This window comes from Methylobacterium sp. J-076 (assembly GCF_022829405.1).
In the GTDB taxonomy this organism is placed as follows: Bacteria; Pseudomonadota; Alphaproteobacteria; order Rhizobiales; family Beijerinckiaceae; genus Methylobacterium.
The window spans coordinates 1-12,561 of record NZ_JAKSXW010000126.1; the positions used below are offsets into that span (position 1 = coordinate 1).

The window sequence follows — 12,561 nt, forward strand, 5'->3', positions numbered from 1 at the left end:
ACGGCCCAGGACCTCTCCCGCACCGGACGGACGGGGTTCGGCCAGGCGACAGCGCACGGCGGACGGGCGCGCGCGCCCCTCGGCGGGCCGGCGTCGGCGGACCGTGAGCAGGAGTCGGTAGAGAAGCTCGCCGAGTCCGGAGAGCGCTGCGCGCCTGGGGGGAGGGCTGCCCCGGCGCGGCACCGGTGCCCCCCGGCGCAGCCGACCGGACGGGGGGCACCCTCCCCCGCAGAGGGGGGAGGGTCGTAGACGGTCAGTACACGTCGGCCTGGTAGCGCCCGGCCTTCTTCAACGCGCCGAGATAGGCCACCGCGTCCTCGGGGCTCTTGCCGCCGTACTGGGCGGCGACGTCGATGATCGCCCGCTCCACGTCCTTGGCCATGCGCTTGGCATCGCCGCAGACGTAGAAGTGGGCGCCGCCCTCCAGCCACTTCCACAGGTCGGCGCCGTTCTCGCGCATCCGGTCCTGGACGTAGGTTTTTTCCGATCCGTCCCGGGACCACGCGAGCGACAGCCGGGTCAGCACCTTGTCGTCCTTCAGCGTGTTCAGCTCGTCCTTGTAGAAGAAGTCGCTGGCCTGCCGCTGGTGGCCGTAGAACAGCCAGTTGCGGCCGGGCGCCCGCGTCGCCGCGCGCTCGCGCAGGAAGGCTCGGAACGGGGCGATCCCGGTGCCGGGGCCGCACATGATCACGTCCTTCGACAGGTCCTCCGGCAGCGCGAAGCCGTGGGCCTTCTGGAGGTAGATCTTGACCTTGGTCTGCTCGGGCAGGCGCTCGCCGAGATGGGTCGAGGCGACGCCGAGCCGCAGCCGGGAGCGGTGGTTGTAGCGCACCGCGTCCACCGTGAGGGACACCCGCCCCGCATCCATCTTCGGCGAGGACGAGATCGAGTAGAGCCGGGGCTGCAACTCGTCGAGGGCTTCGAGGAAGACCTCCGCGTCGGGCCGCGCGCCGGGGAACTTGTGCAGGGCGCCGAGCACGTCGAGGTACTGCGCGTCCCCGTCCGGGTCCTCGCCGGAGGCCAGGGCCTGCGCCTTCCGGCGGGCCTCGCCGGAGGTGAGGAGCGAGAGGAGCTGGTAGAGGTTGTCCGGCGCGGCGCCGAGGGCATAGTTGATGAGCAGGTGGTCGCGCAGGGTCCGCTCGCCGATCCTCCGCTCCGGCCGGGCGCCGAGTTCGGCGATCACCGCATCCGCCAGGGCGGGGGCGTTGGCGGGGAACAGGCCGAGCGAATCGCCGACGACGTATTCGATCGGCGTGCCGTCGAGGCCGATCTCGATGTGCCACGTCTCCTTCTCGCCGCCGGGCTCGTTGAGGCGCCGCCGCGAGAGGAACAGGGCCTCCACCGGGTTCTCCCGGCAGTAGCCGAGGGGCCCGATCTCCGGCGCCTTCGCCTCGGCGGGGGCCGCGGCGTCGGCGGCGGGGGCGGCACCGCCCGAGGCGCCGAACTCCTCGTCCAGGCGCTTGAGCATCCGCATCGTCTCCTTGCCGCCGGGCTGGCAGAGGTTCAGACGCGCCTCGCTCTTCAGAAAGATGGCGTTGGCGTAGTCGGCGCAGTTGTAGCCGCACTGGCCGCAATCCTGCTGCGCCATGGCGGCCATCAGCTTCTGGGCCTCGGGCCGCTCCTTGGCGAGGTCCATCCGGTCGGGGAGCGGCATCGACGGGTCGTGCCAGGGGGCGTCGTCGTTGTCGGCGAGTTTTTTCGCACTGTCGCCGGGGACGTCCCCCGGTGCCAAGGCCGTCGCCCCCTCGACGGCGGGGCCGAGGAGGGCCGCGAAGTAGCCCGAGAGCCACGCCCGCTGGTCGGGGTCGAACGGGGCGGTCTCGGGGATCAGGACGAGCGGGGGGGAGACATGCTGGGTCATGCGGCGGCCCTCAGGGCGGGTTCGGACTCGGCGGCGTCGCGCAGGGCCTCCGGGCCGGTCCGGGCGGTGAAGCTTTGGAAGGTCTCGTCCTTGTCCCGGCGGCCGGCGAGGTAGGTGCGCAGCAGGGCCTCGACCCGCAGGGGCGCGTCCTCGGCCTTCACCGCCTTCCAGATCTCGGTGCCGATCTTCGGGGTCTCGGCGAAGCCCCCGCCGACCACGATGTCGTAGCCCTCGACGGTGTCGCCCTCCTCCGAGACGACGACCTTGGCGCCGATCAGGCCGATGTCGCCGATGTAGTGCTGGGCGCAGCTATGGTGGCAGCCGGTGAGGTGGACGTTCACCGGCACGTCGAGCTCCTTCACCGTGCGCTCGACATGCTCGGCGATGAGCATGGCGTGGCCCTTGGTGTCGGAGGCGGCGAACTTGCAGCCCCGCGCCCCCGTGCAGGCGACGAGCCCCGCCCGGATGCCCTCGGCCCTGATCGACAGGCCGAGGGAGGCGACGCGCTCCTCGACCTCGGCGAGCTTCGCATCAGGCACGCCGGAGAAGATGAAGTTCTGCCAGACGGTGAGGCGGATCTGCCCGTCGCCGCATTCCTGGGCGATCTTGGCGAGGGCGCGGACCTCGTCGCTCAGCATCTTGCCGACCGGCAGCACGACGCCGACCCAGTTCAGCCCCTCCTGGCGCTGCCGGTGGACGCCGACATGGGCGTAGCGGTTGGTGGGCTTGCGCGGGGCGATGTGGGCGGGATCGACCCGTTCCAGCTTGCGCCCGAGCTTCTCCTCCACGGCGGCGAGGTACTTCTCGAAGCCCCAGGCGTCGAGGACGTACTTCATCCGCGACTTGTTGCGGTTGGTCCGGTCGCCGTTCTCGATGAACACGCGGATGATCGCGTCAGCGACGGCGTTGCACTCCTCGGGCTTGAGGACCACGCCGGTGTCGCGGGCGAGGTCCTTGTGGCCGGAGATGCCGCCGAGCACGAGTCGCATCCAGATGCCCGGCGCGATCGCCGCGCCCTCCAGCACCTCCACGGCCTGGAAGCCGACATCGTTGGTCTCCTCCAGCACCGGCATCACGCCGCCGCCGTCGAAGGCGACGTTGAACTTGCGCGGCAGGCCGTAGAGCGAGCGGTCGTTGACGATCCAGTTGTTCCAGGACTTGGCCAGCGGCCGCGTGTCCAGGAGCTCCTGCGCGTCGAGGCCGGCGGTGGGTGAGCCGGTGACGTTGCGGATGTTGTCCGCCCCCGATCCCTGCGCCCCGAGGCCGATGTCGGCGAGCCCGTCGAGGAAGGGCTGGGCGTGCTCGGGGGTGATCTCGCGGACCTGGAGGTTCGCCCGCGTCGTGACGTGGACGTAGCCGCCGCCATGGGCGTCGGCGAGGTCGGCGACGCCCGCGAACTGCCAATGGTGCAGCACCCCGTTCGGGATGCGCAGGCGGCACATGTAGCTCACCTGGTTGGGGGCGACCCAGAACATCCCGTGGTAGCGCCAGCGGAAATTGTCCTCGGGCTTGGGCGCCTTGCCGGTGGCGGCCTCGGCCTTCAGCCGGTTGTGCCCGTCGAAGGGGCTCTCGGCCCGCTTCCACTTCTCCTGCTCGCAGAGCTTGCCGCCGGCCTTCACCGTGGCGTCCTGCGCCTTGATATGGATCGCGTCCGGGCCGACCGGCTCGGGGGCGGGCACGGCCGCCCCCGAGCCGGCCGCGAGGCCGCCGGTGATCCGCGCGGCGCCGACGCCCGCGGCGAAGCCTTCGAGGTAGCGCCGCTGCTCGGCGTTGAATTCGTCCGCCATGCTGGCCTCCTTACGCTGCGAGGGGCTGGGGCGCCGCCGGGCGCCCGAACATCAGATCGTCCACGTCCCCGACCGGCTCGCCGGAGCGGATCAGGGCCTTGCACGCCGCCTGCTCGGCGATGTCGCCGACGAAGACCGCGCCCACGAGCCGGCCCTCCCGCAGCAGCAGCTTGCGGTAGAGCCCGGCGCCGGGATCGGAGAGGATCACCGCCTCGGCGTCGGCCGGGGTGTCCACGACGCCCGCCGAGAAGACCGGCAGGCCCGAGATCTTCAGGCTGGTGGCGAGGTGGGTGCCGCCATACGCGGCCGTCCCGTCGCCGAGGTGGCGGGCCAGCGCGTCGGCCTGTTCGTAGGCGGGCTCCACGAGGCCGTAGACGAGGCCCCGGTGCTCGGCGCACTCGCCCAGCGCGAAGATGCGCGGGTCCGAGGTCGCCATCCGGTCATCGACCAGGATGCCCCGGTTGGTGGCGAGCCCCGCCCCATGCGCCAGCGCCACGGAGGGGCGCACGCCCACCGACATCACCACGAGGTCGGCCGGGAGGACGGTGCCGTCGGCGAGGCGCAGGCGTTCGACCTTGCCCTCCCCCTCGACGGCGGCGGTGTCGGCGCCGAGGATGACCCTGACGCCCCTCGCCTCCATCGCCCGCCGCACCAGGGCGGCGGCGGCGTGGTCGAGCTGGCGCTCCATCAGCCGGTCCATGACGTGGAGCAGGGTGGTGTCGATGCCGAGCCGGCCGAGCCCGGCGGCGGCCTCCAGCCCGAGCAGCCCGCCGCCGATCACGATGGCCTTGGCATGCTCCACGGCGGCCTTGCGGATGGCCGCCACGTCGGCGAGGTCGCGGAAGGTGATGACGCCGGGCAGGTCCATGCCGGGCTTGGGCAGGCGGATCGGCAGGGAGCCCACCGCCAGCACCAGCCTGTCGAAGGGCAGGACGTGGGCGTCGCCGACGATCGCGAGGCCGTTCTCCCGGTCGATGGCGGTGACGGGCGCCCCGGTGATCAGGCGGATGCCGTGGGCCTCGTACCAGTCGAGGCCGCGGAAGGCGGTCGCCCCCTCGTCGATCTCGCCGCCGAGCAGCGAGGACAGGAGCACGCGGTTATAGGCGGCGCGGGGCTCGGCCCCGACGCAGGTGACGTCGTAGCGGCCGGGGCAACCCTCGGTGAGGTGCTCCAGGAAGCGCAGGGAAGCCATGCCGTTGCCGACGACGACGAGCCGCTCGCGCGGGGGGCCGTCCGTCGCCCGCGCTGTCGGCGTCGCGGTGTCCAAGGGGGATGTCGGCATCGATCGGTCGCGTCTCGAACCTCGAATCCAGGGATCGTCGGCGAACCGCCCACGAAAAAGCCGCTGCCGGATCTCGTCCCAGGGCAGCCGGTCGGAGCCCCAGGAGAACCGGATCAGCGGCCTCGCTGACGGCGCTGCCCGTCGCCGTTGACGGACACCGGGGATGCTTGCAGGACGCGTGCCACATGCCGGGCCGCCCGCCCTCCGGCCGTCCGCCGCTGTGCGGGAAACCGGTCACGCTTCAGGCAGGGAGGGGGGACCGGGGCGCTGTGCGATGCACAAAAAGCGGGCGGCTGACCGTTCTGCGGTCAGCGATCCGGGCAGGCGGGTGGGAGTGCCCACATCCTCATCGCCGGACACGCGGAGCCGTCCGGCGGCAATGCACGGCGCCGGACAAAGGCACGACGTTGCCCGTCGCCGCCGGAGCGAACGGCGCGCAGGGGCGACGGGGCCGGCCGGTGTCTAGAGAAGGGTGGAGAGGGCCACGAGGAGCCCGACCGTCGGCATGGCGCCGACGACGATGGCCCAGTACCACGCGCTCGGCGCGGTGACGCGGCGGTTGTCGTTGGCGGCGCGGGGGGCACGGCGTCCGGTGCGGACGTAGCGCTGTAGCTCCACCCGTTGGGGTGGTGTCGGTGGGAGCGACGCTGCGTCGAACTTGCGGCAACCGGGCATGGTAGCCTCACAACGGGGGAAACCGCCGCCCGTTCCGTCCGAGGGACGCACGACCGGTGGCCGCACCCACCGTGCGGCACGCGGCAGACTGTCACGCACCCACCGCCGCCGGAGGGCCGGGGCCGTAGACCGCCCGGGCGGCGGCCTCGGTCTCCGGGTCGTCGCCGAGCTGGCCCGCCGCGCGCATCTGGTCGAGCAGCCAGCCGAACCGCTCCGGCGGGGCGGCCTGGGCCGGGGCGCCGAGGCGCAGGCGGCCGAGGCCGGTCTCGTCCGCCCCGGCCCGCTCGAAGGCGCGGGCGACGAGGCCGAGTTCCCGGTCGAGGTGGCTGCGGCGGCCGAGGCGGTGGACCAGCTCTCCCCGGTTCGCGGGGTCGGCGCACCACAGGCCCGCCCGGGCCACCGCCCGCACCAGGGCGGGGGTCGCCTCGCCGGAACGGCCGGACACGGCGAAGACCTTCTCCGGCGCGTCCGGGGCGATCTCGGCGCAGAAGGCGGCGACCCGCCCGACGCCCGCCGCCAGGGCGACCTCGTTCCAGGGCGCGCCCGCGCAGAACCCGTCCACGAGGCCCCGGGAGAGGGCTTCGACCCCGTGCTGCGGCGGCACGACCACCGTGCGCAGGGCCGCGGGATCGAGCCCGCCGGCCTGGGCGAACAGGCGGACCTGGTAGGCGTGGCAGGAGAAGGGGTGGACGGTCCCGATCGTCACCGGCCGCCCCTCTCGCCGCCGGCCGGCGGCGACCTGGGCGAAGGCCCGGGCGACGCCGCGCCAATCCTCGCCCAACCCTTCTCCCCCCTGCCCCGCCATGGCCTCGCAGAGGGCGTTCGAGAGGGTGATGGCGTTGCCGTTCAGGCTGAGGGGCAGGCCCACCACCACATCCGAGGGCGGGCCGGAGAGGCCCAGCGCGCTGGCCAGCGCCAGGGGCGCCAGCATGTGCGCGCCATCGAGATGGCCGAGGGCCAGCCGGTCGCGCAGGGTGGCCCAGGAGGGCTCGGCGGAGAGGTCGAGGTCCAGCCCCTCCTCCCGGGCGAAGCCCAGCTCCTGCGCCATCACCACCGGGGCCGCATCGCAGAGGGGGACGTAGCCGATCTGGAGTCTCATGGCTGTCCCTTTCGGGGGGAGGCGCCCCCTTCCCGTCGTCCCACCCCCGCCCTCCTTCGCGGCGCGCGCCTTCGCGCGGGCCCCTCAGGACGAGGACGAGGGTGGGAGGGGCGTTCCCCGCGGGCCTGGGTCGGGACCGCCTTCATCCGAGCAGGTCCGCCGTGGTGACGATGGCCCGGGCGATGTCGGCGATCTTGCGTTTCTCGTTCATGGCCTTGCGCCGGAGCTGCTTGTAGGCCTCGTCCTCGGAGAGGCCCTTGAGATTCATCAGGATCCCCTTCGCCCGCTCGATCAGCTTGCGGTCGGCGAGTTCGCCCCGGGCCTCGGAGAGCTCCCGCTGGAGGCGGGCGAAGGCGTTGAAGCGCAGGATGGCGATGTCGATGATCGACTTGATCCGCTCCGGCCGCAGCCCGTCCACGACGTAGGCGGAGATGCCCGCATCGACGGCGGCCTCCATCATCGCCGCGTCGGAGCGGTCCACGAACATCGCCACCGGCCGCCCGGCATGGCGCGAGACCCCCGACATCTGCTCCAGGATGTCCCGGCTCGGGCTCTCCAGGTGGATCACCACCACGTCGGGCTTCAGGGCGCTCACCCGCTCCTGCAGGTCGGCGGTGTCCGGCAGCACGACGATCCGCCCGATGCCCGCGGCGCGCAGCCCCTCCTCCAGGATCGCCGCGCGGGCCTGGCTGGGATCGATCACGGCGACGGTGAGGCTCGAATCGGTCATCGCGGCCCGTTCTGGGGCGGGTCTTGCCCGTGTCCAGGGACGCAAGGGACATGCCCCGGCCGCCCTCGCCCCGGGCCCCGCCGGGAACCGGCCGCCCGGTTACCGGCACGTAACCTTTCGGTCCAGCTTCTGCCGCAATGTCGCGGCCTTCTGTGGCCTTCCGAGACGGAAGAAGGGTCGATAAGCGGATGCGCGGGCCTGATCGTACTTCGGTGGAATCCCCGTGCCGGTCCCAGGACCGGCCGGCCTTGGCGGATTCCGGCGGGCGGGTCTCGATGCCGTTCCTGCCGACCCTCGTGACCGTGGTGATCCTGGCGGCGGCCTCCGTGGTCTGCACGAAGCACCAGACCCCCGCCCCGGCGGTCGCCGCGCGGATGCTGCCCGCCACGGGGGCGCCGAGCCTCGCCATCGCCGAACCGGCCGCCCCCGCCTCAGGCCCCTCCGCCTCGGCCCCCTTCGCCCGCCCGCCCGCGGTGATCGCCTTCTCGGAAGTGTTCCCCCTGACGGCGGACCCGGCCACGACCTCCGCCCTCTCGGTCGCCGCCCCGGCCCGTACCGCGGCCGTGGCGCCGGCCCCGCGGCCGCTCCGGCGCCTCGCGGCCGCCAACCGCCGTCCCTGCCCCACCCCCGCGCCGGGCCGGCGCTGCCAGGACGCCCCCCAGCCGGACAACCCCTTCCTCCCCGCCCGCCCCGCATCCGACACGCCGGGGGCGACGGCCCAACAGTCGCCCCCGGCGACCGTGCCGTCCGCCCTCCCCTTCGCCGAATCGGTCGCCGAGGCCGTGGTGCCGGTGGCCCGGGAAGTCGGAGCCGGGATCGGCGCCCGGGTGGAGCGGATCACCGGCGGCGCGAGCGACCTCGTGCGCGGCGGGCAGGCGGTGGTGAAGGGCTCGGTCTCCATCCTGGCGGACCGCCTCCTCTGATCCGCTCCGATGCGGCGGCCGCCGGCCGCCGTGCCGCCCCGCTTGGGCGGCGCACCCCTGGATCCCGCGCCGCATCATCCTAAGTCGCGGTCTCACGCGGACGGGGGAAGGGCCGGATGGCCGAGCGGATCGAGGACTACGCGCTGATCGGCGACGGGCGGACCGCCGCGCTGGTCAGCCGGAGGGGAAGCGTCGACTGGCTGTGCTGGCCGCGCTTCGACGCCGCCGCCCTGTTCACCGCCCTCCTCGGCACGCACGAGCACGGTTTCTGGGAGATCCGCCCGGAGGCCGAGCACGTCGAGTCGACCTGGGCCTACCGGGAAGGCAGCCTCGTCCTCGAGACCCGGCACAGGACCCGCCAGGGCGAGGTCCTCGTCACGGACTTCATGCCCACCGGCGACGGGCCGCACCTCGTGCGCCTCGTCCAGGGCATCCACGGGCGGGTCGCCATGCGCAGCGAGATGGCGGTGCGGTTCGATTACGGATCGGCGGTCCCGTGGGTGTCGCATTCGGAACTCGGGGACCTGCGGGCCATCGCGGGTCCGCACAAGGTGGTGCTGCGCACCGACGTGCACCTGCACGGCACCGACCGGCAGACGACGGTGGGCGAGTTCACCGTCCATGCCGGGGAGCGGTTCCGCTTCGCCCTGAGCTACGGCCCCTCCCACGAGCCCGACCCGCCCCCCATCGAGCCCCTGGAGATGCTGGCGGACACGGACCGGGCGTGGCGGGCATGGTCCGGGCGCTGCGTCCGCGGCACGCCCTGGGACGGCCTGCTGCAGCGCTCGCTCCTGACCCTCAAGGCGCTGATCTACCACCCCACCGGCGGCATCGTCGCGGCGCCCACCGCCTCCCTGCCGGAGGGGCTCGGCGGCGAGCGCAACTGGGACTACCGGTTCTGCTGGCTGCGCGATTCGACCCTGACGCTCATCGCCCTGATGGATGGCGGCTATATCGAGGAGGCGCGCAACTGGCTGAACTGGCTGCTGCGGGCGGTGGCCGGAAACCCGGAACAGGCGCACATCCTCTACGGCATCGCCGGGGAGCGGCTGCTGCCCGAGATCACCCTCGACTGGCTGCCCGGCTACGAGAACTCGAAGCCCGTGCGGATCGGCAATGCCGCCGCGGCCCAATTCCAGCTCGACGTCTACGGCGAATTGTTCGACGCCCTGTACCAGGCCCATGCCCGCGGCCTCCCGGTGAGCGAGGACGGGCGCCGGGTCGGCCTCGCCATCCTCGGCCACCTGGAGAAGGCCTGGATGCTGCCCGACGAGGGCATCTGGGAGGTGCGCGGCGGCTCCCGGCACTTCGTTCACTCGAAGGTGATGGCCTGGGTCGCCTTCGACCGGGCCCTGCGCATGCACGAGCTCGACGGGTCGGGGGCGACGCGGGAGCAGGCGGAACGCTGGCGGGCGATCCGGGACGAGATCCACGCCGAGGTCTGCGAGAAGGGCTTCGACAAGGAGCTCAACAGCTTCGTGCAGGTCTACGGCTCGAAGGCGCTCGATGCGAGCCTGCTCCTCATCGCCCATACCGGCTTCCTGCCGCAGCACGACCCGCGGGTGGTCGGCACCGTCGAGGCCATCGGCAAGGGCCTGATGCGCGACGGCTTCATCCTCCGCTACGAGACCGAGGGGCAGACGACGGACGGGCTTTCGGGCAACGAAGGCGCGTTCCTCCCTTGTACCTACTGGTACGCGGACAATCTGATCGGTCTGGGCCGGCGCGCCGAAGCCCGCGAACTGATCGACCGCCTGATCGGAATCTGCAACGATCTCGGCCTCGTCAGCGAGGAGTACGACGTGCATGCCAAGCGTCTTGTGGGTAACTATCCGCAGGCGTTCACCCACGTGGCCCTCGTCAACACGCTCCTCAGCTATGCCCATGGCGAAGGGCCCGCGGAGAAACAGGGCGGTAAGGCGAACGGTGCGCCCCCCGCCGTCCACCGTCGCGAGGCGGCCCAGCGGCCAGAGTAGAGAATAGGACGACCACGCATGAGCGGAGCCGACACACCCGCCCGCGCCGGGCTTGCCGAGATCGACAAGCTCAGCATCGACACGATCCGCACCCTGGCGATCGACGCGGTGCAGAAGGCGAATTCCGGCCATCCCGGCGCGCCGATGGCCCTGGCGCCGGTCGCCTACACCCTGTGGAACCGCTACCTGCGCTACGACCCCGCGCACCCGCACTGGCCGAATCGCGACCGGTTCGTCCTGTCCTGCGGCCACGCCTCGATGCTGCTCTACGCGCTGCTGCATCTGGCCAACGTCGCCGAGAAGGACGGCGGCAACGCCCCCGCGGTGAGCCTCGACGAGATCAAGCGCTTCCGGCAGATCGACAGCCGCACCCCCGGCCACCCGGAATACCACTTCACCACCGGCGTCGAGACCACCACCGGCCCCCTGGGCCAGGGCGTGGCGAACTCCGTCGGCATGGCGATGGGCTCGCGCTTCCTCGGGGAGCACCTGAACCGCCCCGGCCTGAACCTGTTCGACTACAACGTCTACGCCGTGTGCTCGGACGGCGACCTGATGGAGGGCGTCGCCTCGGAGGCCGCCTCCATCGCCGGCCACCTGCGCCTGTCGAACCTGTGCTGGATCTACGACGACAACACCGTCACCATCGAGGGCCACACCGAACTCGCCTTCGGTGAGGAGGTGGCGACCCGCTTCCTCGCCTATGGCTGGCAGGTGCTCCGGGTCGCCGACGCCAACGACATCCACGCCATCACGGCCGCCCTCGACACCTTCGTGGCGAGCCACGACCGCCCGACCCTGATCGTCGTCAAGTCGGTGATCGGCTTCGGGGCGCCGAAGAAGCAGGGCACCTCCAAGGCCCATTCCGACGCCCTCGGCGAGGAGGAAGTGAAGGGCGCCAAGCGCGCCTACGGCTGGCCGGAGGACGCGCAGTTCCTCGTCCCCGGCGGGGTCCACGAGAACTTTCGCGATGGCATCGGCAAGCGCGGCGCCGCGCTCTACGACGCGTGGCAGGGCACCTTCGCCAGGGCGAAGGAGGCCGACGCCGCCCATGCCGAGCAGCTCGACGCGTTCCTCGAAGGGCGCCTCCCGGAGGGGTGGGACAAGGACATCCCGGTCTTCCCGGCGGACGCCAAGGGGCTCGCCACCCGCGAATCGTCGGGCAAGGTGCTGAACGCCATCGCCCAGCACGTGCCGTTCATGCTCGGCGGCTCGGCGGACCTCGCGCCCTCTAACAAGTCGAACCTCACCTTCGAGGGGGCGGGCTCCCTCACCCCCCTGAACCCCGGCGGGCGCAACATCCATTTCGGCGTGCGCGAGCACGCGATGGGCTCGATCGTGAACGGGCTCGGCCTCTCGGGGCTGCGGGCCTACGGCGCGACCTTCCTGGTCTTCGCCGACTACATGCGCCCGCCGATCCGCCTCGCCTCCCTGATGGAGCTGCCGGTCTTCCACATCTTCACCCACGACTCGATCGGCGTGGGCGAGGACGGGCCGACCCACCAGCCGGTGGAGCAGCTGCTGAGCCTGCGCTGCATCCCCGGCCTCGTGACCCTGCGCCCGGCGGACGCCAACGAGGTCGCGGAAGCCTACCGGGTGATCTTCTCCCTGAAGAACCAGCCGGCGGTGCTGGCCCTCTCCCGCCAGCCCCTGCCGACCCTCGACCGGTCGAAGTACGGCGCGGCCTCGGGCACGGCCAAGGGCGGCTACGTGCTGGCCGACTGTGACGGCACGCCGGAGGTGATCCTGATGGCGTCGGGCTCGGAGGTGCAGCTGTGCCTCGACGCCTACGACGCCCTGGCGGCCGACGGCGTGCGGGCCCGGGTGGTCTCGATGCCGTCGTGGGACCTGTTCGAGCGGCAGGACGAGGCCTACCGCAACTCCGTCCTGCTCCCCGCGGTGAAGGCCCGCGTGGCCGTGGAGCAGGGCAGCGTGATCGGCTGGGACCGCTACGCCGGCTCCGAGGGCATGATCATCGGCATGGACACCTTCGGCGCATCGGCGCCCCTCAAGGATCTTCTGCAGAAGTTCGGGTTTACCCCCGAGAAGGTGCTGGAGGCCGCCAAGGCGCAGGTGGCCCAGCACAAGCATTGAAGACATCCCCCCGCCCGCTGCGGGGGAATCGTCGCGACACCCGTCCCACCCTGCCTCCTCATCCTGAGGTGCCCGCTTCGGCGGGCCTCGAAGGAGGGCTCCAGAAGGCCCTGCGATCTCTGGAACCCTCCTCC

Annotated in this window: 9 protein-coding genes; 3 read left to right on the top strand and 6 right to left on the bottom strand. The window is 72.3% G+C overall.

Annotated features, from left to right (window positions below; translation table 11 throughout):
• Positions 1-253: 253 nt before the first annotated feature.
• From MKK53_RS13355 to MKK53_RS13380, 6 genes are all read right to left on the bottom strand, one after another.
• Entirely contained in the window at positions 254-1,861 is a 1,608-nt protein-coding gene (locus tag MKK53_RS13355; protein ID WP_243929195.1) for a sulfite reductase subunit alpha, read from the bottom strand.
• The gene (locus MKK53_RS13360) at positions 1,858-3,648 is read right to left on the bottom strand and encodes a NirA family protein (protein ID WP_243929196.1); all 1,791 of its coding nucleotides are present in this window, start codon (positions 3,646-3,648) and stop codon (positions 1,858-1,860) included. Before MKK53_RS13360 ends, MKK53_RS13355 begins: the two co-directional genes overlap by 4 nt.
• Positions 3,649-3,658: 10 nt before the next feature.
• A complete protein-coding gene (locus MKK53_RS13365) occupies positions 3,659-4,930 on the bottom strand; it encodes an NAD(P)/FAD-dependent oxidoreductase (protein ID WP_243929197.1) in 1,272 nt (423 codons plus the stop codon).
• 462 nt (positions 4,931-5,392) lie between these two features.
• Positions 5,393-5,605: a hypothetical protein gene (locus tag MKK53_RS13370; protein ID WP_243929198.1), complete on the bottom strand. Its 213-nt coding sequence runs from the start codon at positions 5,603-5,605 to the stop codon at positions 5,393-5,395.
• Positions 5,606-5,696: 91 nt separating this feature from the next.
• Positions 5,697-6,704 carry a CmpA/NrtA family ABC transporter substrate-binding protein gene (locus tag MKK53_RS13375; RefSeq protein ID WP_243929199.1) on the bottom strand — a complete coding sequence of 336 codons (1,008 nt, stop codon included), beginning with the start codon at positions 6,702-6,704 and terminating at the stop codon, positions 5,697-5,699.
• A gap of 142 nt (positions 6,705-6,846) precedes the next feature.
• Positions 6,847-7,434, bottom strand: coding sequence for an ANTAR domain-containing response regulator (locus MKK53_RS13380; protein ID WP_243929200.1), 588 nt, complete (start codon positions 7,432-7,434; stop codon positions 6,847-6,849).
• Between the two features lie 248 nt (positions 7,435-7,682).
• Here MKK53_RS13380 and MKK53_RS13385 point away from each other — a divergent pair, with 248 nt between their 5' ends.
• The 3 genes from MKK53_RS13385 to tkt all read left to right on the top strand — a co-directional run bounded on the left by MKK53_RS13385 (position 7,683) and on the right by tkt (position 12,427).
• Positions 7,683-8,357: a hypothetical protein gene (locus tag MKK53_RS13385; RefSeq protein ID WP_243929201.1), complete on the top strand. Its 675-nt coding sequence runs from the start codon at positions 7,683-7,685 to the stop codon at positions 8,355-8,357.
• Positions 8,358-8,473: 116 nt separating this feature from the next.
• A complete protein-coding gene (locus MKK53_RS13390) occupies positions 8,474-10,333 on the top strand; it encodes a glycoside hydrolase family 15 protein (protein ID WP_243929202.1) in 1,860 nt (619 codons plus the stop codon).
• A gap of 18 nt (positions 10,334-10,351) precedes the next feature.
• Positions 10,352-12,427: a transketolase gene (gene tkt / locus MKK53_RS13395; protein ID WP_243929203.1), complete on the top strand. Its 2,076-nt coding sequence runs from the start codon at positions 10,352-10,354 to the stop codon at positions 12,425-12,427.
• Positions 12,428-12,561 lie beyond the last annotated feature (134 nt).

What these genes read in the sequence shown, in the direction of transcription:
- MKK53_RS13355 (WP_243929195.1), bottom strand. Translation starts at nt 1,861, where the DNA reads ATGACCCAGCATGTCTCCCCCCCGCTCGTCCTGATCCCCGAGACCGCC.
- MKK53_RS13360 (WP_243929196.1), bottom strand. Translation starts at nt 3,648, where the DNA reads ATGGCGGACGAATTCAACGCCGAGCAGCGGCGCTACCTCGAAGGCTTC.
- MKK53_RS13365 (WP_243929197.1), bottom strand. Translation starts at nt 4,930, where the DNA reads ATGCCGACATCCCCCTTGGACACCGCGACGCCGACAGCGCGGGCGACG.
- MKK53_RS13370 (WP_243929198.1), bottom strand. Translation starts at nt 5,605, where the DNA reads ATGCCCGGTTGCCGCAAGTTCGACGCAGCGTCGCTCCCACCGACACCA.
- MKK53_RS13375 (WP_243929199.1), bottom strand. Translation starts at nt 6,704, where the DNA reads ATGAGACTCCAGATCGGCTACGTCCCCCTCTGCGATGCGGCCCCGGTG.
- MKK53_RS13380 (WP_243929200.1), bottom strand. Translation starts at nt 7,434, where the DNA reads ATGACCGATTCGAGCCTCACCGTCGCCGTGATCGATCCCAGCCAGGCC.
- MKK53_RS13390 (WP_243929202.1), top strand. Translation starts at nt 8,474, where the DNA reads ATGGCCGAGCGGATCGAGGACTACGCGCTGATCGGCGACGGGCGGACC.
- tkt (WP_243929203.1), top strand. Translation starts at nt 10,352, where the DNA reads ATGAGCGGAGCCGACACACCCGCCCGCGCCGGGCTTGCCGAGATCGAC.